At 38.1% G+C, this 23,265-nt stretch carries 17 protein-coding genes; 13 read left to right on the top strand and 4 right to left on the bottom strand.

Annotated features, from left to right (window positions below):
* The first annotated feature begins 62 nt into the window (after window positions 1-62).
* The 5 genes from AC6CHV_RS06445 (at window position 63) to AC6CHV_RS06425 (ending at window position 5,200) form a co-directional block, all read left to right on the top strand.
* Complete coding sequence (locus AC6CHV_RS06445) at window positions 63-755, top strand: response regulator (RefSeq protein ID WP_498078363.1); 693 nt, start codon at window positions 63-65, stop codon at window positions 753-755.
* A complete protein-coding gene (locus AC6CHV_RS06440; RefSeq protein ID WP_498078362.1) occupies window positions 756-1,760 on the top strand; it encodes an ATP-binding protein in 1,005 nt (334 codons plus the stop codon). It abuts the gene before it with no gap.
* 91 nt (window positions 1,761-1,851) lie between these two features.
* Window positions 1,852-2,613: an ABC transporter ATP-binding protein gene (locus AC6CHV_RS06435; protein ID WP_341330102.1), complete on the top strand. Its 762-nt coding sequence runs from the start codon at window positions 1,852-1,854 to the stop codon at window positions 2,611-2,613.
* Window positions 2,603-4,552 carry an FtsX-like permease family protein gene (locus tag AC6CHV_RS06430; RefSeq protein WP_498078361.1) on the top strand — a complete coding sequence of 650 codons (1,950 nt, stop codon included), beginning with the start codon at window positions 2,603-2,605 and terminating at the stop codon, window positions 4,550-4,552. The genes AC6CHV_RS06435 and AC6CHV_RS06430 overlap by 11 nt, the downstream gene beginning before the upstream one ends.
* Before the next feature lie 417 nt (window positions 4,553-4,969).
* Complete coding sequence (locus AC6CHV_RS06425; RefSeq protein WP_498078360.1) at window positions 4,970-5,200, top strand: iron dependent repressor, metal binding and dimerization domain protein; 231 nt, start codon at window positions 4,970-4,972, stop codon at window positions 5,198-5,200.
* 65 nt (window positions 5,201-5,265) lie between these two features.
* On the opposite strand, the gene AC6CHV_RS06420 is transcribed toward AC6CHV_RS06425, so the two are convergent.
* The 4 genes from AC6CHV_RS06420 to AC6CHV_RS06405 all read right to left on the bottom strand — a co-directional run bounded on the left by AC6CHV_RS06420 (window position 5,266) and on the right by AC6CHV_RS06405 (window position 9,723).
* Window positions 5,266-6,024 carry a YibE/F family protein gene (locus AC6CHV_RS06420; RefSeq protein WP_498078359.1) on the bottom strand — a complete coding sequence of 253 codons (759 nt, stop codon included), beginning with the start codon at window positions 6,022-6,024 and terminating at the stop codon, window positions 5,266-5,268.
* On the bottom strand, window positions 6,021-7,160 hold the full coding sequence (locus AC6CHV_RS06415; RefSeq protein WP_498078358.1) for a YibE/F family protein: 1,140 nt from the start codon (window positions 7,158-7,160) through the stop codon (window positions 6,021-6,023). The genes AC6CHV_RS06420 and AC6CHV_RS06415 overlap by 4 nt, the downstream gene beginning before the upstream one ends.
* Before the next feature lie 319 nt (window positions 7,161-7,479).
* Window positions 7,480-8,328: an NAD(P)-binding domain-containing protein gene (locus AC6CHV_RS06410; RefSeq protein ID WP_498078520.1), complete on the bottom strand. Its 849-nt coding sequence runs from the start codon at window positions 8,326-8,328 to the stop codon at window positions 7,480-7,482.
* Window positions 8,329-8,403: 75 nt separating this feature from the next.
* Window positions 8,404-9,723, bottom strand: coding sequence for a GntT/GntP/DsdX family permease (locus tag AC6CHV_RS06405; RefSeq protein ID WP_498078357.1), 1,320 nt, complete (start codon window positions 9,721-9,723; stop codon window positions 8,404-8,406).
* Window positions 9,724-10,096: 373 nt separating this feature from the next.
* On the opposite strand from AC6CHV_RS06405, the gene AC6CHV_RS06400 reads away from it, so the two are divergent.
* The 8 genes from AC6CHV_RS06400 to AC6CHV_RS06365 all read left to right on the top strand — a co-directional run bounded on the left by AC6CHV_RS06400 (window position 10,097) and on the right by AC6CHV_RS06365 (window position 23,229).
* Entirely contained in the window at window positions 10,097-10,975 is an 879-nt protein-coding gene (locus AC6CHV_RS06400) for a LysR family transcriptional regulator (protein ID WP_440272863.1), read from the top strand.
* A gap of 53 nt (window positions 10,976-11,028) precedes the next feature.
* Complete coding sequence (locus AC6CHV_RS06395) at window positions 11,029-12,570, top strand: response regulator (protein WP_498078356.1); 1,542 nt, start codon at window positions 11,029-11,031, stop codon at window positions 12,568-12,570.
* A gap of 7 nt (window positions 12,571-12,577) precedes the next feature.
* Complete coding sequence (locus AC6CHV_RS06390; protein ID WP_498078355.1) at window positions 12,578-14,329, top strand: histidine kinase; 1,752 nt, start codon at window positions 12,578-12,580, stop codon at window positions 14,327-14,329.
* A 179-nt stretch (window positions 14,330-14,508) separates the two neighbouring features.
* Window positions 14,509-15,795 carry an extracellular solute-binding protein gene (locus tag AC6CHV_RS06385; RefSeq protein WP_498078354.1) on the top strand — a complete coding sequence of 429 codons (1,287 nt, stop codon included), beginning with the start codon at window positions 14,509-14,511 and terminating at the stop codon, window positions 15,793-15,795.
* 99 nt (window positions 15,796-15,894) lie between these two features.
* Window positions 15,895-16,821 carry an ABC transporter permease subunit gene (locus AC6CHV_RS06380; RefSeq protein ID WP_498078519.1) on the top strand — a complete coding sequence of 309 codons (927 nt, stop codon included), beginning with the start codon at window positions 15,895-15,897 and terminating at the stop codon, window positions 16,819-16,821.
* The gene (locus tag AC6CHV_RS06375) at window positions 16,814-17,638 is read left to right on the top strand and encodes an ABC transporter permease subunit (RefSeq protein WP_498078353.1); all 825 of its coding nucleotides are present in this window, start codon (window positions 16,814-16,816) and stop codon (window positions 17,636-17,638) included. The genes AC6CHV_RS06380 and AC6CHV_RS06375 overlap by 8 nt, the downstream gene beginning before the upstream one ends.
* Before the next feature lie 489 nt (window positions 17,639-18,127).
* On the top strand, window positions 18,128-21,193 hold the full coding sequence (gene lacZ / locus AC6CHV_RS06370; RefSeq protein WP_498078352.1) for a beta-galactosidase, LacZ type: 3,066 nt from the start codon (window positions 18,128-18,130) through the stop codon (window positions 21,191-21,193).
* 794 nt (window positions 21,194-21,987) lie between these two features.
* Window positions 21,988-23,229 carry an extracellular solute-binding protein gene (locus AC6CHV_RS06365; protein WP_498078351.1) on the top strand — a complete coding sequence of 414 codons (1,242 nt, stop codon included), beginning with the start codon at window positions 21,988-21,990 and terminating at the stop codon, window positions 23,227-23,229.
* Window positions 23,230-23,265 lie beyond the last annotated feature (36 nt).

Below are 23,265 nucleotides of genomic sequence, written 5' to 3'. Positions count from 1 at the left end.
GTTTCCCATAAAATGGTGGGACGCGGGACCTGTCCCTGTGTCCCAGATAAGATGGTGGTTGCATGTTTAAGATTTTGTTGATTGAAGATGATGTGACGTTGTTTAATGAGATTCGGGAGCGGTTGATGCAGTGGTCATATGATGTCTACGGAATCGGTGATTTCGGTAATGTGATGAAGGAGTTTACTAGAACTCAACCTGACCTGGTCATTATCGATATTCAGCTGCCGAAATTTGATGGCTTTCATTGGTGTCGGATGATTCGAACGCATTCGAAGGTCCCAATTATTTTTCTGTCGTCGAGAGATCATCCAACGGATATGGTCATGTCGATGCAGCTTGGAGCGGATGACTTTGTCCAGAAACCGTTTCATTTTGATGTACTCATTGCGAAAATTCAGGCTGTGCTTAGACGAGTCTACAACTATAGCCTTGAACAGCAAATTCATTTGAAAATTTGGAATGGGGCATCTGTTGATTACGTAAATAACACCGTGCAAAAGGACAATGGAACAATTGAATTAACAAAAAATGAAATGTTTATTTTGAAAATCCTAATCGATCATGTAAACCAAATCGTCAGTCGTGAGGAGCTCATCAAAAGCCTGTGGGATGATGAACGATTTGTAAGTGACAATACCCTGACCGTAAACGTCAATCGACTACGAAAGCGTCTAGATGAAATCGGCCTAGGGCAATATATTGAAACAAAAGTCGGACAAGGATATTTGGCTAGGGAAGAGGATGGCGCATAAATGATCAAGAAATTTCTCGTTGAGAGGCGCAGTTGGATTCTGTTTTTCTGTTTTCTTCAAGTGTTGATCCTATTAATTGGCTATCTTGATTCATCCCTGGCTTTTCGTTCTGTTCTCTATATTGTTTTTGTCTTTTTCGTCGTCTTTATTTTATTTCTCGTCATTCGTTACAATCGGGAAGCTGCTTTTTATAAAAATATAGAAGAGTGGGACCCAGCTGTAGGTATCGAGAGTCTCAAGGAAAGTAACACACCATTTGAAAAAATGGTAGAATCGGCTCTTAACCAGCATCACCATTTTTATAAAAAAGAAATAAGTCGTTACGCAACAAGTGTTGAACAGGAAAAAGATGATTTATTATCTTGGATTCACGAAGTAAAAACGCCACTAACAACGATGAAATTAATGATTGAACGGGTCGAGGACCACACGTTAAAAGAGCAGCTCATGTCAGAATGGCTTCGGATTCACTTGCTTCTTGACCTTCAGTTGCACGGGCGGAGAATCCCTTTCATGGAAAACGACTTGTATATCGAAAAGGTGAATTTGAAAGGGTTACTCATTCAAGAAATTCAATCATTAAAATCATGGTGTTTTCAAAAGGGGATTGGCTTTGATATGTCGCTAGAGGTTTCAGAAGTGGTTTCTGACGGAAAGTGGCTTCAATTTATATTACGGCAACTCCTAACCAATGCGGTAAAATATAGTGAAAATGCAGATATCGAAATCCGCAGCTATCAAAAGGCTGATCAAGTGGTCTTAGAAATTAAAGATTACGGACGTGGCATTAAGGAGAAAGACCTTCCACGCATATTTGAAAAAGGCTTCACGTCTACAACGGACCATCGGGATCATGCGGCAACAGGAATGGGTCTCTACCTCACAAAAAATGCGGCAAAGTCGTTAAAAATTAGTATAGATGTCCATTCTATATATGGAGAGGGAACAACATTTACACTACTCTTCCCGAAAAAGAACGATATCCTTAAGCTAACAAGCATGTGACAAGAATGTCACATGCTTTCATATTTTGTTCGGTGATTCGAAGGAAAATGAGACGAACCCCGTCTATGCTATAGGTAAGGAGTTGATACAATTGAACATTTTAGAAGCGAATAAGATTGTAAAAACATACGGAAACAAGTGGAACCGCCAAGAGGTTCTTAAAGGAATCGATATCGAGGTTAAAAAGGGCGAATTTGTAGGAATTATGGGTCCTTCAGGCTCTGGTAAAACTACGTTACTAAACGTACTTTCATCCATTGACCGCGTGAGTTCAGGGTCTATCCGAGTGGAAGGCAAGGAATTCACAAGCATGAAAGACAAACAACTCGCTGAATTTCGCAAACAACACCTCGGGTTTATATTTCAGGAATATCATCTATTAGATACATTAACAGTCAAAGAAAATATTATGCTACCACTAACAGTAAATAAGATTTCACCGAGGGCTGCCCAAGTCATGTTTGAGGATGTGGCAAAGGAATTAGGAATCTTTGAAGTGAAAGATAAATACCCGAACGAGATTTCAGGAGGTCAAAAGCAGCGGGCTTCAGCAGCACGTGCATTCGTACATGAACCAAGTATTATTTTTGCGGATGAACCAACAGGGGCGCTTGATTCGAAGTCGGCTTCAGACTTGCTAAACAAACTAAGTTACTTAAATGAAAAACGGGAATCAACCATAGTGATGGTCACCCATGACCCACAAGCAGCAAGCTACTGTAGCCGGGTAATTTTTATTAGAGATGGGCAAATCTTTACGAAATTAAATCGAGGCGAGGAGAACAGACAGGACTTCTTTAACGATATCATTAAGACCCAGGCTGTGTTAGGTGGGGTGCAGCATGAGCTTTAAAAGCCTCATCTTCCGAAATCTAGTAAAGAACATCAGAAACTATTATTTATATGTGTTTGCACTCATTTTTAGTGTTTCGTTGTATTTTGCCTTTGTCACGTTGCAGTACGACCCAGCAATGGATGAAGCGGCGGGGTCAATTAAGGGCGCTGCTGCGATGAAGGCTGCGTCTGTGACGCTCATAGGCATCGTCATGGTCTTTCTCGTTTATGCTAATACGTTGTTTATTAAGCGTCGTGGGAAGGAAATTGGGTTGTTCCAATTAGTCGGTATTTCAAAAGGAAAAACATTTTGGATTTTAAGTGTCGAAAACATGATTCTGTATTTCGGTTCCATGATAATAGGGATCTTTCTAGGTTTTGTATCTTCAAAACTTGTAATGATGATTTTGTTAAAAGTCATTGGGATCAATGAGGTTGCGGAGCTCCGCTTTTCTCCTGAAGCTCTTGTTCAAACGGTGCTAGTGTTTGCTGCTATTTATGTGGTGATCATGGCAATAAATGCATTATTTATTAAACAACAGGAAATTTTATCATTGTTCAATACGACTTCAACAACAGAAGATAAAAGACGTAAGGTCTCCGTACTTGAAGTAGTGATTGGTGTTCTCGGACTTGGGCTCATCATCTTTGGCTATTATTTATCAACGAAATTATTTGATGGACAGTTTACCACGGTAGGCGGATTATTTACTGCCATGATAGCTATCCTTGGGTCCGTTATTATCGGGACGTACTTTTTTTACAAAGGGTCGATTCGGTTTATTTTTAATCTGGTACGAAAAAAGAATAACGGATATTTGTCGGTGAATAAAGTACTGTCTTTGTCGTCGATTATGTTTCGTATGAGATCCAATTCTATTTTACTGACAGTCATTACAACGGTTTCGGCTCTATCTCTAGGACTGCTGTCACTCACGTATATTTCGTATTATTCAGCAGAAAAATCAGCAATGGAATCTGTCGTTTACGACTTTTCCATTCCGAACGAGGAGCATGCCAGTCAATTTGTAGAAGCGTTGGATAAAAATCAAATTGGCTACTCGGAGACAGAAGTTGAGTTTTTACATGTGATTTCAGACCAGACTAATATACTCGAAATTAGTCTTGAGCAAGCGTCAAATTCGGATAGTATCGATCAAATGCCACTGGTTGTTGTTTCAGATGCTTCGGTTGATGGTCTCGATGTGGCTGAAAATGAATCAATATTTGTAAATAATAACTCTGCTCTCGAGTCATTTATGACTTTTAATCAAGGGAAATTTACTGTGAAAGGTAAAACAACATCGATTGATTTAGAGTTTTTAGGATTTGAAGGAAAAAATGTACTTCCATTACGCTTAACAAATGGAGGGTTACCGGTCGCGGTTGTTGATGATAAAGTTTATCAGCAATTAGCTTCCGATCTAGACCCAGAAGTAACCAATGAATTTTCTAAATCCATTGGGATTGATATCGATAAAAGTGATGACCTACAAAAGGCAAACGATCTTTTTAATGAATTAGACTTAGCAGAGTGGGCGGGGCACGAATCACAATTAGATGCCTTTACCAACCAAAAAAGAAATATGGGTATGATCATGTTTATCGTCGGATTTCTTGGATTGGTCTTCTTAGTTACCTCAGGTTGTATTCTTTATTTCAAACAGATGGATGAAGGCGAAGAGGAAAAAGGAAGTTACACGATTTTGCGAAAATTAGGTTTCACAAGGTCGGACCTGATAAATGGTATCAAGATCAAACAATTATATAACTTTGGAATACCATTGGTGGTTGGGTTATCTCACAGTTATTTTGCAGTAAAATCAGGCTGGTTCTTCTTCGGAACCGAACTATGGACACCAATGATTATCGTTATGGTCCTATACACTCTGCTCTACTCCATCTTCGGTATCCTATCTGTGATGTACTACAAAAAAATCATAAAAGAAGCACTATAGAGACAGATCTATTGTTCCGCCTGTTCCTGTGTTTCAATCGCAAAGAGCCAATTCCCAAATGGAGGGGAATTGGTTTTTTGCATGAGATGGATTTAGTTAAAGTTATAGTATGTGTTATGTAAGCATGAAGACCAAAACGAGCAAAAAACATGCCTGAAAAGTTCCTCATAAGTTCGATGAAGACCAAAACGAGCGAAAAACACGCCTGAAAAGTTCTTCATAAGTTCGATGAAGACCAAAACGGGCAAAAAACACGTCTGAAAAGTTCTTCATAAGCCCGATGAAGACCATTTTGAGCAAAATGCACATCTGAAAAATCCTTCATAAATCCGATGGAGACCATTTCAAGCAAAAAACACATCTTAGAAAAAGTCATTGAATGTTTCCGTTCCATCCGCGTCAAAAATGTCGAAGAAGTTGAAGGAGGAGGGCCTGATTGATTTTCAACGATATGGGATTATTACCCTCACAGAAAAAGGAGAAAAGTTCGCCAAACAATTGGCAGTAAATCACGAAGTCCTCTTCCGTTTCTTTCAACTAATTGAAGTGAAAGAAGAGAACATTAAAAAAGAAGTAAAAAAAATAGAGCCCTATATGAGTAGTGACGTCATCCAAAAACTAGATACCTTTCTAACAAAAAGGGATTAGGGACGGATGGGCAGGTCCATTGTCCCAGTTGTTACTACAGACCTGTTCTTGTGACCCGCCACAATTTAGTTTGCTTTTTTCACGAAGAAGTAGGCCGTAATCCATGCGGTAATGGGAATAACAAGAGTTACGCTAATTCCGGCTATAAGAATCGTCACCATTTCAGAGCTAAATATCTTTGAGTTTACGATTTCACCCATTGAATAATGTAAATCCTTAAACCAAATTAATAGGGCAAGATAGCCTCCAAAGAAGGCGAAGAATAATGTATTGGTACTTGTACCAAGGATATCCCTTCCTATGCTTAATCCAGAAGCAAATAATTCCTTGCGGCTTAGATTCGGATTATGGAAATAAATTTCACGCATAGGCGATGAGATTGCAATTGCTGCATCTGTAATGGCGCCAATGGTACTCATTATGATGACGGAAGCCGCAATTTTTACAAAATCGACTCCAATATAAAGTGAGAACATACCAAGCTCTTCGATTTCTTCTTCTCCAAACCCTTGAATCATTGTTTTGTCGGTAATCACGATAATAAACAACAGCAGTATGACCGTTGTGATTATCGTAGAAATAAAGGCTGTTTTTGTTTTACTATTTACTTCATTGATATAAAAAAGATTAATACCACTTATTGCAACACATGCTATTAGGGTTAGATAAATCGGATTCATATTCGGATCATTCATAAAAATGACCGTAATCATGAGCACACCAAAATTAAAGAACAATGCTAAAAAGGACCGTACCCCTTTTTTTCCACCGATAAGAGCCATTAAGATAAATAAAATGGCGGCAAGTAAGACTAAAGCATTCATAATCTCGCCCTCTTTCTGCTAATGAAAAATATCGTCGTGTACAACCCAATCGGAATGGTTAATACAATTCCGATCCCACCAGCTAGTGCACGGGCTAGTTCTAGCGAAAGATTCATGTTCAGAGTAAAACCGAATGGAGATGCATTTTTAAAATATAGAATCAATAAAGGGATCGAACCACTTATGTATGCAAAAAACAGAATATTTGTCATCGTTCCCATGATGTCTCTCCCAATTTCCAACCCAGACTTCACAAGTGCTTTTACGGAAATGTTATTATTTTTTTCAAACAAACTAAAGATCGAAGAAGACATGGTAATTGCTACATCCATCACAGCCCCTAGGGAACCAATAAATAACCCAGCCATAAACACTGTTTTATACGGGCGTGTAATAAATTGCAGTTCTTCATAGCGGAGACCTTCACCGGCAGTCAACCATATTACTAGATACGCAACGGCTAAAGAAACAAAAGTGCCAAGTAGGGTTGCGATAATCGCGCTATACGTTTTTTCATTAAAACCATTGACGAGTAACAGTGATATGACCGTAAAGAAAATAATACCTATACTGCATATCATTAACAGACTTCGGTCCGGTTTGTCCAAATAAAGATCCAAGGCATACGATAAAATGAGAGCGTTGATTACCAAGCTGAAAATAGAGAACAGCCCTTGCTTTTTCCCAACAATAAGCAAAATAAAAATAAAAATCCAAGCAACAATTAGTAGATATTTATCACGTTTAACTTCAAGGATTGTGCCAGTTAATTCTGTATCCCCTTTGTTATCCACATCAATCGTGACAAACAATTCATTCCCAACACGAAATTCGTAATCGTACGCTTTTGAGGAGGAGTATTCATTTTCAAGATGAATCAGGCTTCCTTTTTCTTCGCCATTTTTTATTTCCCCAATGATATGCTGGGTGAACAATGTGTCTTTGTTCTCAAGCCCATCCTCCATTTCCGTCTCATCTTCCAAACTTACTTCAATAACTTTAACAATCGGACGTTCATAAAAAGTATAATTGTTATAGACAAACACAATGCTAGCTAGAAAACAAAGGAGAAGGATAATGTAAAACAACTTATGTTGTAACGTCATCTTTTTAAAAAAATTTAAGATCAAATTCAAAAAAAGACCCTCCAAACCATAATATGGAATCTAGTATAGCACAGAGGGGGTACCTGTCCCAGTGGCCATTTCTCGTTGAACAGAGTCGCAGCTTTTAAAACGATATTGGAGTGGGTTCATAAGAACTAACTTCTGAATCAGAGGATATCGGACAAAACTCCGTAAATATCGGACAATGCTGGCAGGATATCGGACAAGTACTGAATTTTATCGGACATAAATCTTACTATATCGGACCAAAACACTATTATATCGGACCAAACAAAATTTGTAGCCACAAAAAAAGCCTTCCGATTCACCGGAAGGCCGACTAACTAAATTACGCTTTTGGTTTTTCTTTACCCATAGAGTCAAATAATTGTGTAGAAGATAAGGCATTGAACGGCATAGATACATTATGTTTAATGCCTTGGTTGTAAGTAGCAATTAAGTCTTTAAGTAGAACGGATAATGCAGTTTCTGCTGTCCACTCAGATACATCGCTCCAATTTCTAACGACCCAGCTATCACCAGTACTTACTTTTAATAGGTTTAAGATTTCTTCTTCAGGTAAGTTATAATGTTTACCTAATTTAAGTCCTTCAGCCACTGCATTCATGTTCACGCCTAGAATCATGTTATTCACTAATTTTGCTACTTGGCTGTTACCTGGCTCGCTACCGTAGTAGAATGTGTTAGAACCGATTGCGTCAAAGTATGGATGGAAAGACTTTACAATCTCTTCTTTACCAGCTGTCATAATGGATAGTGTTCCAGCTTCTGCACCTGAACGACCTCCACTTACTGCAGCTGAAATTAATGATAAATCACTTTCACTTTCAACTTTTTCACCTAATTCATTCATTGTTTGAGGATCAAGGGTACTCATGACAATAACTGTTTTATTTTTTGGCTGTGCAGATAATAGTCCATTTTCACTGAAGATTACATCTACATTTTGCGCATAGTCACGTACCATTGAGATAATTGCTTCGTCGGCTAGTTCCGCCACTTCTTTTAACGTATCAACCATAGTAAATCCAGCAGCTTCTGCTTTCTCATAAACACCTTTAAATGCATCATAACCGATAACTTCAAACCCAGCTTTCTTTAAGTTAACTGCCATTGGGAAGCCCATTGTTCCTAATCCAACAAATCCAATTTTTTTACTCATGATCAATTCCTCCAGATGATTTTTTTTATTACAAAAAGCACTCTAAAATAAAGTCCTTATTGTCACGTCTTTTGCAAAGATTCATTCAACTTAAGCTAATCCTAATATTGTCATGATGACAATAACTGCCATTGCAATCCAGTGGGTAACACTAATACTGATAAATCCATTTTTGAAAGTGTCTTTCATTGTTAAACCAGTTATATTGTTAAAGATAATCAAGAATCCAGAGTAAGGGACAATTGATAGTGCTCCAGAACCGATTGCGATTGCGCGGTGAACTGTTTCAGGGTCTAGTCCCATTTCCAAATAAATAGGGGCAAAATTCGAAACAGAAATTCCGATTGCACCAACCGCTGAAGCAGTAATACCCCCGATAAGACCTGTCCCAATCATTAATGAAAGTATTGGAGGTCCAGGAATCGATTGAATCAATTGGAATACGCCCTTAAACGCAGGAACACTTGTTGCAATGCTACCAAACGCAATCGTACTACCAGTAGTAATTGTGGAAGATAACGATTCGTTCGCACCCTGATTTAATACATCTTTTTGTTGTGCAATTTGTTTGCGGAATATTAAAGCGCTCAACACAATCGCAGCGATAAGAGCGACAATAATGATGTTACTTACAGAACTAAATACTAATATGATGCCCAATAACACGATAATAGGAAGTAAACTGAAAAGGAATGGTGGGAGGTCACGTTTAGATGCCTCATTACCACTTTCAACCTTCTCATCTACATTAAATGTTTCGTTTTTCTTTATACTTCTGGACAACGAGAATTTCATAAAAATTAGAATAAATAGTATGGCTACGATGGAAGTAACAATTCCAATAACCGGCGCAGCCGTTAATGTAGTACCTAAAGCCGTTGAAGGAACAACATTGTGTAATGAAGGTGCCCCTGGCAACATCGTCATTGTGAATGTTGAAGTACCACCAAATACGGGTATGGTAACTAATTTCCACGAAAGATTTAGTTGTCTAAAGATTGGTTTCGCCATTGGAATTAATGCAAAGATAATCACGAATACATTAATACCACCGTACGTAAGCAAAGCAGAAATAATAAACAATGCCACTAATGCGTTGTACGGATTTTTGGTTCCTACTACAGACAATACTTTATTTGCAATTGAAACCGTTGCCCCACTTTTATCCATGTACTTCGCTAGGATAGAACCTAATAAGAAAATCGCGAAATTGGATGCAATAAACCCAGCAAGAGACGTCATATACGAGTTTTCCTTGCCGAATACAGTTTCGAGTATCGGTACGTCGTTAAAAAGCAACACGACAATCGTCGCTATAGGTGCAGCAACGATGATATTGAACTTTTTAATAATAAAGAGAACGATTGTGACGATACCTAATAAGATCCCCAATATACCTAATATATCCATTTTAATTTTCCCCTTTATTCATGCTGTTAAGTCTTTAGAAGTAACGTTTACATCAATTTGAATCAATGTGAATCTCTATCAACACCCCCTCGATAAGTACAATCAAGTAATAATAGAAAAACAATAAACACTTAATTAAAGAATCTTTAATTCAAGATATTATTACCCTAACAATTAATAATGTAACTGATATAAAAACATAAGTAAAATGAATATTAATTATTAAACCTATGCATTTTATCTATGATTCAACATTTAGCCCGATACGCCTTTGGTTTGCAACATCTTCGAAAATTTGTACAAAATTCTACATATAGCTAAAATGAATAATAACGTTACCAGTCATGAACACTATCTATAAAGGAGTCGAACAATGGATACGAAGCAATTATATTATTTTATTGAAGTGGCAAAGCAAAAGAGCTTTACTCGTGCAGCTCAAGTCCTTTGCTTAACGCAACCGACCATTAGTAAAATGGTAAGAAATCTTGAAGATGAGTTGAAAGTGGAACTAATTGATCGGACAGCGAAGAGGATCGAGTTAACCGTTGCAGGAGAAATTGTATTTGAGGAAGGAAAAAAGATTTTAGAGAAGATAGATGATTTATCTTCGCTCTTAAATGACATGATGAATTTGAAAAAAGGAAAGCTGAAAATTGGGGTGCCTCCTCTTATTGGATATTTGTTCTTCCCAAAAATTATAAAAGGATTTCGAAATTTACATCCTGATATCTCGATCCAACTAGTTGAAAATGGTGCACTAAAAATAAAGGATTCGGTAAAAGAAGGGATACTTGATTTAGGTGTGGCCCCATTACCTGTAGAGGAAGATGAATTTGATGTGATTCCTATAGTAGAGGAGGAGATGATGTTATTTGTTCATTCTTCTCATCCTCTTGCTACTAGAGAAAAGGTGTCTATAATCGACATAAAGGATGAATCAGTTGTCCATTTTCAAGATGATTCCACTCTCTATCAGCAAGTTCTGCAGGAATGCTTAAAAGCCGGGTTCCGCCCCAATGTTACGTACCAAAGTACGTATTGGGACTTTATTACGGAGATGGTGAAGCAGAATCTGGGCGTTTCGATATTTCCTCAATCCCTTGCGAAAAGAGTAGACCAAAGTCTCATTAAAGCCATTCCGATTGAACCAACTATTATCTGGAAGATAGGAATTATATTAAAAAAAGACAAGTATGTTTCTTATGCAGCAAAGGAAATGGTTTCATATATTTGTTCGCGAGGGAGATAAGACATAGACGTGTATAATAGGTATTAAAAATTTGCAAATAGGGTGAACAACAAATGGCAACAAAGGAATTGTGTAAAATTGTGATTGTTGATGATGAAGTCTTAATTAGACAGGGGATCAAACATTATGTGAATTGGGAGCAGGAAGGTTTTCAAATTGTCGGGGAAGCTTCAAATGGAAAGGAAGCTCTTGAGATCATTGAACAAACGCAGCCCCAAATCCTCATTACTGATATTGTAATGCCAATTATGGACGGAGAAGAATTGACCAGAAACGTAAAGTCAAAATATCCAGAGATTGAAATCATCGTATTAAGTAGTTTCGGAGAGTTTGATTATGTTCGGTCTAGCTTTCAAAGTGGAGTTGTTGATTATATACTAAAGCCCAAGCTGGATGCTCATTCACTTTTAAGCGTGCTAAATAAAGCAGTAAGCAAATTACCCTCTGCAGATGCAATTGAGACTAAACAACAGGATCACATATCGATTGATCATGTCATTGATAAGATCATGTCAGGGTATGAAACAGATTACGATGCCGAACTGATAGCTAGGGTGTTTCCTTATGACAGTTTCTATCTATTAGGGGTTGTTTTTAGTGGGAACCTTCCACGGGTTGAACGCAGTCAAATACAGGAACGAATCACCGGACAGTTTCAATCATTTGTAGACCAAGGAATCTATCACATGATTCCCTTTACTAAAGATGAAACCGTCATTCTTCTGAATGTAAATAAAGACCAGACCCAAAGGGTCGTTGATTTTGCAAACATGGTGGCAGAAAGCCAAACGGATTCAGGCTTTGTTCTAAGTGATCCGTTCGTAAACTTCTCACAGATTGGACTCATTTATCGTGAGAAGGTTTCAAAATTAATGCAATATCGATTTTATTTTCCGGACATCCCTCTTTTACGGGAGCAAGATTTACAAAGAGACATTCCTAACATTGAACCTTTTAAGATAGACTGGTTCACAAACGAATGTAAGCAAGAACGTTTCCAAGATGCTTTCAGCTATTTGCAGGATTATGTAACTTCATTTTCTACAAGCTATACAACAGATGTATTTGAGTTTAAATCATTCTTTGAACATATCATCTTTCACATTACCGTTCTTCTTGGTAATTCGGAGTACGATTTCACGGAGATAGAGAATGCCAAGTATGAATATTTCAGATCAATTAATGAGGCTCAATCATCTACTGAAACGGTCGAAATTCTACTAACTTTTTTTGAACAAGTAAACAAATGCCTACAATCGGATAAGAATCAACCGATTAATTTGAATATGAAAAAAATCCTGCAATATATTGAAGTCCATTATGCGGAACCACTAAGCCTTGCTGGTGTAGCCGAACATTTCCATTTTAATCCTTCGTATTTGTCCAGCTATTTTTCGACTCATAATAAAGAAGGATTTATTGAGTATTTGAATAAAGTTCGAATTGAAAAAGCTTCACAGCTCCTGCTAAAGGATACAGCACCCATTTCAGAAATTAGTGGAATGGTTGGTTATTCGGATCATAGTTATTTCTGTAAAGTTTTTAAAAAGGTACACGGAATGTCACCTAGTAAATTTAGACGAAAAAAGAGATGAGATGTACATGAGAATTTTACGTAATGGATTTAAACATAATAGTCTGTTTTATAAAATGTTTCTTCTTACCATCGTTATCATTGTTACGGTTTCCTCATTGATATCATGGACCACTTTCCGAATGTCAGAGAAGTTTTTTGTCGAGCGATTTAGTTTTAACAATAGCAAGGTGATGGACCAGATAAAAGAGAGCTTAGGTACTTTTCATTATTCGATTGTGATCGCTTCGAATAAACTTTTGCAAAACGGAACGGTTAAGAGTTTTCTCACAGGTAATCACTCAAATCGTATGTTGGGTAGCTATTATTATCAAGTAAATTCACAATTGGAAACGATAGAATCAAGTGTAGAAGCTTATAATGTTAGCATTTTGGTCCATGGTATAAATGGTGTTAGTTATGCAACGGATCGACCTTCATGGGCCTTATCCGATGAAAGATTGCAGGATCACTTCATTACTACGGCTACACTAAAACAGCCTAAAAAACTGCTTTATCATCTTGAACAACAAAAGGATGATCAATTCATTATTGCATCAAAGGCATTTATGGAACGTACGTCAAACTATATTTATGGTTCCATGTACTTTACGATTCTAGAAGAAGATTTTCGAAAGTTTTATAGTAGCTATACTAGTTTAGGAAATGACGTGCTAGTGATGGATCCGTCGGGGACCATTTTATCTAGTAATCGGGAGGAGTTCATTGGAAAAAAAGAAGTAGAACTTCTTAACTATGCCATCCAATTAGAGGATCAACAAAAGAATTATATGGATACAGATTTTAAGGGGAAAGATCATATTATTATGTCAGAATTTAGCCCTACCATGAATTTGTATCTGGTCAATTTAATTGATAAACAAACAGCATTTAAGGATATCATTGATAAAAAATCAATTGTCATGATAAGCGTACTATTTATGATCCTAGCGATTATCATTGTGTTTTTTGCCTCAAGAAGGTTGACAAATTCGTTGACAAAACTCGTAAAGCAAATTGAAAATACCCCAAAAAATGATTTTGATCACTATATACCGGTAACGGGTACGTATGAAACACGACAAATTGGTCAAGCCTTCAATTCAATGCTTGATGAGCTTCATGAGTATGTAGACCAGCTTGTACTGAGCCAAAAACAGAAACGAAATGCAGAATTAGCGGCACTCCAGCAACAAATCAATCCACATTTTTTATATAATACGTTAACTTCAATCAAGTTCATGGTGCAGCAAGGTGGAAAAGAAGAAGCAACCGAAACAGTCAATGCGCTAATCTCTCTCCTCCAAAATACCATTGGCAATATTAGTGAAACAATCACTGTGGACCAAGAAATAGATAATTTAAAAAGCTATGTCTTTATTAATCAGAAACGATATGGTGAGCGAATTCGAGTAAATTATTTTATCGGACCGGAGAGCAATGATGTCCAAATTCCGAAACTCATTTTACAACCATTTATTGAAAATTCCTTTTTCCATGGCTTCAATAAAAAGAGTGGTGGGACCATTAATGTTCTCGTTTGGAAAGAAGAGGATACCCTCATATGTGAGATCCTAGATAATGGTGACGGTATGGAAGTGTCTACCGATCATATACTTCCGGATACGAAGCGCAAACAACATATGTTCAGTGGGATCGGTGTTCGGAATGTTAACGAACGCATCCGGCTATTATATGGAGAAGACTATGGTGTGACGATCTCAAGTAATCTCGGAGAAGGGACAAAGGTTCGTATCACACTTCCAATACAAAAAAGCTAAAAAAATTCACAAAACCTAAAGATAATCTAAGTCAGCAAATGGAAGCGTAACCAACATACAAAAATATCACAAATTTACAAAAATATCGTCCTAACTCATGCACACAAGGTGATGATAACATTGAAAATGTAAGGAGGACAACGCTTACATTAACTGACATTCTTAAGGGGGATTCAAACATGAAGAAAGTAATTGCACTATTAATGGTTAGCATGCTTTTGTTGGCTGCGTGTTCTTCGGGGTCTTCGAATAGTACTGAACCAGAGGGAAACTCAGATTCAAATGAGGTTACTGTTTGGGCATGGGATCCAAACTTTAACATTAAAGCAATTGAATTAGCAAAAGAAGCGTATGCTGCTGAAAATCCAGACGTCAACATCAAGATTATTGAAAATGCGCAAGATGACATTGTGCAAAAGCTAAATACGAGCTTAAGTTCTGGGACAACGAAAGGATTGCCAAATATCGTATTAATTGAGGATTATCGTGCACAAAGTTTTTTACAAGCGTATTCTGACATGTTCCATCCACTCACTGGAACTTATAAAACAGAAGATTTTGTTCCATATAAAGTTGAAGCAACGAGTGTAAATGACGAAAACTACGGTCTTCCATTTGACTCAGGAGTAACTGGATTATACGTGAGAACAGATTACTTAGCAGAAGCGGGTTATACGGTTGAAGACTTACAAAACATCGATTGGAAAGAATACATTGAAATTGGTAAGAAAGTAAAAGAAGCAACAGGGAAGAGATTACTTACGCTTGACCCAAATGAGTTAGGAATTATTCATACCATGATTCAGTCAGCAGGTGAGTGGTACGTCAAGGAAGATGGGACTACGCCACATATAGCTGATAATAAGGCTCTTAAAAAGTCATTTGAGATTTATAAAGAACTTGTTGAGAACGACCTAATGAATTTTCATTCAGACTGGAATCAATTTTTGGCTACATTTAACGGTGGAGAAGTTGCGACAGTAACGACTGGGAACTGGATTACTCCTTCCATCAAAGCCGAAAGCTCTCAATCTGGTAAGTGGGCTGTAGCTCCACATCCAACTCTTCCAGGCATTGAATCTGTGAATGCATCCAACCTAGGTGGTGCATCGTGGTATGTTCTTAATGTTCCGGGTAAAGAGAACGCAGTTGATTTCCTTACAAAGACATTTGGTTCGAATGTAGATTTGTATCAAAAATTAGTAACTGAAATTGGGGTAATTGGTACTTATATCCCGGCTACAGAAGGAGAAGCCTATCAGATAACAGATGAATTCTTTGGTGGACAATCTATTGTCTCCGATTTTTCGAAATGGGCTGAAGAAATTCCACAAGTTAACTATGGGATGCACACATATGCGATTGAAAGTATTTTAATTGTGGCCATGCAAAATTATCTGAATGGACAAGACTTAGACACAGTCCTAGAAGATGCACAACAACAAGCGGAAACACAAATCAAATAATAGATTCGAATTTAATAGTCCTCGGAACTCACCTGCAGTACGGAAGTGGGCTCTTCCGAGGCTATTCTTATATAGATTAGTAGGGAGTTGAGAGAAGTGATACAAGCAACTACGAAGCAGAACATAGAGACGAAACCAAGAAAATATAACAACAAACTCCGGTTTAAAAATGGGTTAATTGGCTGGTCGTTTATCTCAATAGCAACGGCCATGATTTGTATATTTTACTTCTATCCAATGGTCCAAGCGCTGATTCTTTCTTTTCAATCAGGTGCTGGCACAAATCTACAGTTTGTAGGTTTCGAAAATTACAAGCGGCTATTTACGGACCCGACGTTTATAACGGCTGTGAAAAATACAGTAATCTACCTGATCATCCAAGTACCTGTCATGATCATTCTGGCATTGTTTTTATCGGTGATGTTAAATAATAAAAGTCTGAAGCTAAAAGGATTCTTTCGTACGGCCATCTTTTTACCTTGTATTACGTCACTTGTCGCGTATTCGGTCGTATTCAAATATTTATTTAGTACAGATGGCATTATTAATAAAATGCTGATCAATCTCTCGCTGATCGCAGAACCGATTCAATGGCTCACAGATCCTTTTTGGGCAAAGGTAACGATTATTATCGCCATCACATGGCGCTGGACAGGCTATAATATGATTTTTTATCTATCTGCTTTGCAAAATGTGGATAACTCAATATATGAAGCAGCAAAAATTGATGGTGCAAATGCTTTTCAACAATTCTTTAAAATCACAATTCCAATGCTAAAGCCGATTATTTTATTTACATCCATCACATCAACCATTGGTACGCTTCAATTATTTGATGAAGTAATGAACATAACAAAGGGTGGACCTGGTAATGCAACATTAACAATCTCTCAGTATATTTATGACCTCTCATTTAAATATACTCCTGATTTTGGCTATGCTGCGACTGTGTCATATGCAATCGTGATTATGATCATTTTCTTCTCGATCATTCAGTTCAAAGTAGCAGGTGATAAAAATGCATAAAATAAAACAGTCTTTCGTTTATATTATTCTATCTATTTTTACAGTCATCTCTATTTTTCCGTTTCTATGGATGATTGTTAGTGCGACAAATAAATCTGTTGATGTAACAAATGGGAGGTTATTGCCTGGAACACATTTGATGGAAAACTTCCAGAACCTATTAAATTCGGTCAACCTTGTTCCTGCGCTAATGAATTCAGCCATCATCTCAATCGCAACGACCGTTTTATCCCTTGTCATTGCATCACTAGCAGGATATGGCTTTGAAATCTACCAAAGTAAGGCAAAAGATGTAGTTTTTAATATCTTGCTTCTTTCGATGATGATTCCTTTTGCAGCGCTGATGATTCCGCTCTTCCGGATGTTTGGGACTATTTCTCAATATGCACCTGGGATTGGGATTGATACATTAACTGCTGCTATGTTGCCAAGTATTACAACAGCATTTCTGATCTTTTTCTTCAGACAGAATACAAAGATGTTTCCAAGAGCGCTCCTAGAGGCGGGACGAATCGATGGTTTAACAGAGCTTGGTGTATTCTTCCGGATCTATGTACCTACGATGAAAACAACCTATGCGGCAGCAGCTATCATTACGTTTATGGCAAGTTGGAACAATTATCTGTGGCCACTCGTTGTACTACAGTCACCTGAAAACCATACGATTCCATTGCTTATTTCGAATCTTGGTTCGAGCCATGCACCTGATTTCGGGATGATTATGACAACAATTGTGATTGCAACATTACCAACAGCACTCATCTTCTTCCTACTTCAAAAGCATTTCGTAGCAGGAATGATGGGATCGGTAAAATAACTGGGCTTCTTTCTAAAAGATTGTTGCTTTTAATGCAGGGTGATTGCCGCTAATGGCACTCGCTTTCCGCGGGCAATCGGCAAGCCTCCTCAACGAAATGTGGAGGCGGCTTGCAAAAAAACGAGTAAATTGGCCGACTAAAGCGCCACGTCCTGTGCGTCGGAGACTCCGTCAAAGAGGCGTATTTTGCCTCTGAAGGAGGAGTTGAAAATTTCTCGAGTTTCTAGCGGCTGCAACTGGACAAGTCGCTACCTCACTAAGTGGTCTCGCTTGGCTCTCAATTCCCGCTGGACGTTGAAATTGCTGCCTTGGAACTACACCGCACGAAGAAAATGCCAGCATTTTCGAGGATCTTGTGCCATATGCTCCAATCACTGAACGTAATACTCATCGTGATTAAATAATGGCTTTACCAATAGCAACAATGCTCGAGAAAACAGTCAATAACAAACACCATTTGGTAGATGAATAGAAAGGAAGAATATGATGATGGCGAATACTCAAATTCAAGAAACAAAACGAGTCCAAACTCCAAGTATCGATTGGCTAACGGATGTAAATGTGTTTGCAGTGAACCGAATACCTGCTCATTCTGACCATGTTTACTATGAAACAATGGAGGAAGCGAAAGATGCATCTGCAATGAAGATGCGTTACGACATGAACGGAAATTGGAAATTCCATTATTCAATCAACCCTGATTCAAGACCCGAACGCTTTTACGAAACGGACTTTGAGTGCTCGGCCTGGGGAGATATTACCGTTCCAGGCCACATTCAATTACAAGGTTATGGAACGCCGCAATATGTGAATACAATTTATCCGTGGGATGGACATCAAGATATACGCCCTCCAGAAATCCCAACGGATTTTAACCCTGTTGGCAGCTATGTGAAGTACTTTAAAGTACCAGAGAATATGGAAAACAAACCTGTGTATATTTCTTTTCAAGGTGTAGAATCCGCTTTCTACGTTTGGTTGAATGGGGAATTTGTTGGGTATAGCGAAGACAGTTTCACACCAGCTGAGTTTGAATTAACTCCTTTTATAAAAGAAGGTGAAAATAAACTGGCAGTTGAGGTGTTTCAACGTAGCACGGGAAGCTGGTTAGAGGATCAGGACTTTTGGAGATTTTCCGGTATTTTTAGGGATGTCTATCTATATACCGTACCTAAAATTCATGCACAGGATATCCACATTCATACCGAACTTGATTCATCTTTTAAAAAGGCAGAGCTAAAAGTAGATTTTAAGCTTCTCCCAACTCTCCCAGTTGGCTCCGAAATTGTAGCTGAGCTTTGTGATAAAGAAGGAAACAGAGTAGTAAAAACAAGTAGTGCACTTACGGATGAAAAAGGTTCAGTAGAGATAGAAGTAGAAGCTCCAACGTTGTGGAGTGCGGAAAACCCGTATTTGTATAAACTTTATCTCCAAATCTATGACGCTTCAGGTGAGCTTATTGAGGTTATTCCACAAAAGGTTGGATTCCGTAAGTTTGAGATTGTGGATAAAATCATGCGACTCAATGGCGAAAGAATTGTGTTCAAGGGTGTCAATCGTCATGAATTTAACCATCGTAGTGGCCGTGCGATTACTAAGGAAGACATGCTTTGGGATATTAAAACAATGAAACAACACAATATCAATGCCGTTCGTACCTCCCATTATCCAAATCAAAGCTATTGGTATGAGTTATGTGATGAATACGGAATCTATGTGATTGATGAAATGAATTTGGAAACACATGGATCCTGGCAGAAGATGGGGCAGGTTGAACCATCTTGGAATATTCCTGGAAACAAGCCAGAATGGAATGATATTGTCTTAGATCGAGCCGTTTCAATGCTAGAGAGAGACAAAAACCATCCGTCCGTCTTGATTTGGTCATGTGGGAACGAGTCTTATGCAGGTGAGGTTATTTTAAATGTTACACATTACTTTAAATCTGTTGACCCAAGTCGACTTGTCCACTATGAGGGTGTGTTCCATAATCGTGACTACAATGACACAAGCGATATGGAAAGTCGGATGTACGCAAAGCCTGCAGATATTGAGGAATATTTAACTGACAATCCTGAAAAGCCTTATATAAGCTGTGAGTATATGCATGCGATGGGTAATTCCCTCGGGGGCATGGACAAATACACGGCTCTTGAAAATAAATATGAGATGTACCAAGGTGGATTTATTTGGGATTATATTGACCAATCCTTGGTGAAAAAGGACCGCTATGGTCAGGATTTTCTTGCAACTGGAGGAGATTTCGGTGATCGCCCTACTGATTACGGATTCTGTACGAATGGCATTGTCTATGCCAATCGCGAGCTATCACCAAAGATGCAAGAAGTAAAATATCTCTATCAAAATATAAAACTTATTGTGGATAAAACAAGCGTAACGATTATAAATGAAAATCTTTTTGAAGACACATCAAAATATGAACTAGAATACATTTTATTCTTAGATGGTAAGGAATTGTATCGTAATCAGAAACAAACAGTAGTGATTCCTGCACAAAGTGAGGGCCGAATTGAATTTAGTTGGCCATCTGAATTACTTGATGAAGCAGGCGAGTATGTCATCCATACATCTTTTAAACTGAAAGAAGAAGAGATTTGGGCAGATGCTGGTTATGAGATTGCTTTTGGCCAATTTGTGTATGAAGAGAAAAAACAGATTGCAAAAGTTCCTAGCGGGAATCTACGAGTGGCATACGGAACACAGAATGTTGGTATACATGGTACTGATTTTACAATCATGTTTTGTCGCAAGGCAGGTAGTCTGATTTCGATGAAATATGGAGGTAGAGAGATGATTGAGGCACCACTACTTCCACTATTCTGGAGAGCAACAACCGACAATGACAGAGGATATTCTCAAGGGTTTACATCAGGATGCTGGTATGCAGCTAGTCTAGCTCGTAAATCGATTGGCTGGGATGTAGAGGAAAAAGAGGACCATATCGAGGTTACTTTTACCTATAATTTCTCGGTCCATTCGGAAATTGAAGTGAAAAATACGTTTATTGTATTTGCAGATGGAAGTGTTCGTGTAAAATCAAACTATCATGGCGCTGACAACCTTCCGCAAATGCCAATCTTTGCACTCTCATTTAAGGTTTCTGCTGAATATGACCAATTAGAGTGGTACGCGATGGGGCCAGAAGAAAATTATTCAGACCGCGCTACTGGCGCAAGGCTCGGGGTATTTAAAAATACAGTTGCAGACAACTTGTCTGGATATGTAAAACCGCAAGAGTCTGGCAATCGCACGGGAGTACGTTGGGTAAACCTAACCAACCGTGAAGGAAAAGGAATTAAAATTGCATCTACTTCCCGTCCAGTAGAATGTAATTTCTCACCTTACACGGCGTTTGAACTAGAAAATGCTGCCCATCATTATGAACTGCCAAATGTTCATTACACAGTTGTAACGGTAGCATGCAAACAAATGGGCGTTGGAGGAGATGACAGCTGGGGAGCACCTGTTTACCCAGAATACCTGCTAAATCCAAACGAAGACATGGAATTTGAATTTACGATTAGTCCGATCTAGAGGTGCCTGTTTTATGGGCCCAAAAAATAAATGAGCCGATTTCCCATATGTGGGGAATCGGCTTTTTACTATTGATGAGATTAATTGTTTTGTAAGCATGAAGACCATTTGAATCGAAAAACTCATTCGACAAGTTCTTCATAAGCTCGATGAAGACCATTTGGAGTGAAAAATTCGTTTGAAAAGTCCTTCATAAGCCCGATGAAGACCATTTGGAGCAAAAACCTCATTCGAAAAGTTCTTCATAAGCCCGATGAAGACCATTTAGAGCAAAAACCTCGTTCGAAAAGTTCTTCATAAGCCCGTGAAGATCATTTGGAGCGAAAAACTCGTTCGAAAAGTTCTTCATAAGCCCGATGAAGATCATTTAGAGTGAAAAACTCGTTCGAAAAGTTCTTCATAAGCCCGTGAAGATCATTTGGAGCGAAAATCCCATGCGAAAAGTCCTTCATAATACAGCAAAACTCAATTCTCCACGCCCTAGGAGCAGAAGCATGTCCACATATCTAAGACAGGAGTCAGCCTCCGTATCCATCCCCTCAACTGGGACAAGGGACCTGTCCCCGTGACCCATTTTTTACTAAAACTAACTAATCCGATAAGCGCACTTTACTAATGAAAAAGTCTTTTTCTCTCTGTTTACTAAACTAACAAAAAAACTGTTAAACCTTACCAACACTATAAGTAATACATATCTAACGAAAAATAGTTTTTAGTAAAATTATTAATAAAACCGTTTACATTTAGTAAAATTCAAAATATAATGAAGGTGTCAAATAAAAAGGAGGGCAATTATGAAACTAGTAAAATTCAAATCTATTTTCTTTTTATTCATTGCAACAATATTGCTTTTAGCAGGTTGTAGCTCATCTTCTGGGGAAAGCAGTGGTGACACGACGGAAGATGGAAAGGTGAAACTTCGATTTGCTACATGGGATGTTGGGGATGATGTGGGCTTACAGCAAGATATGATCGACAAATTCAATGAATCTCACGAGAATATTGAAGTTGTTTTAGAGGCTTACGGAAGTGAGTATGATACAAAAATCACAGCTGGAATGGGTGCGAAGGATGCTCCGGATATTATGTATATGTGGAACTACCCACAATACAAGGATGCATTAGAGCCACTTGATTCTTACATTGAAAAAGAAGGCGCTGAATACAAAGACAATTTCTATGAAACTCTTTGGAACTATAACTCAGCGGATGACCAAATCCTAGGATTACCAGTTGGATACACAACACATGTTGTTTATTACAACAAAGCACTATTTGACGAAGCAGGTGTTGAATATCCGCAAGCAGACTGGACTTGGAAAGATCTTGAAGAAACGGCTAAGAAAGTAACAAACAAAGAATCAAAGGTAACTGGATTTGCTTTCTCTGGAAAGCCTGACCCTTATGATTTCGAAATGTTCCTATGGGGTAACAACGCAGCTTATGTTGATGAAGAAGGAAACTTAAAAGGAAATCTTGACTCAAAAGAATCAGTTGAAGTGTTTGACATGTTCCAAAATATGTTGAAGGAAGGCTATGCCATCTCAACTGAGGGTTCTGGAGCTACAGAAATGAAATCTGGTAAAGTTGCCATGTTTGTCTATGGTGCATGGGGGCTTCACCCGTTAACTGAGGCTGGAATTGACTATGGTGTTGTTGAATTACCTAAGTTTGAAAAGGGACAAAGTGTTAGTATCTTAAGTTCTTCAGGGATTTCTATCTCTAAGAATTCTAAGCACAAAGAAGAAGCGTTTGAGTTCATTAAATTCTGGACTGGTGAGGAAGCTAACAAAGCTAGAATCGATTTCGAACTACCAGTTCTAAAATCTGTAGTTGAAAGCGAAAAGCTTGAACAAGACGAAATTAAGAGTGTGTTCTATTCAATGCTTGAAAAGAGTGAAGGTTACACTCCTGCTTCATTCATCGTGGAGGACTGGAGCCAGGTATCTGACAATCTAAACTATGTGTTCGAATCAATCTTTAACCCAAGCACAATGGTAGATCCTGAAAAAGCATTAAAGGACGCTGCTCAGTAAAAAACTTAACGTGGTAAAGCGCTTTTACAGTGCTTT

The organism is Ferdinandcohnia sp. GQ5, assembly GCF_059759275.1.
Note: the sequence above shows the minus strand (reverse complement) of the source record. Positions and strands in the feature narration are given on the sequence as shown.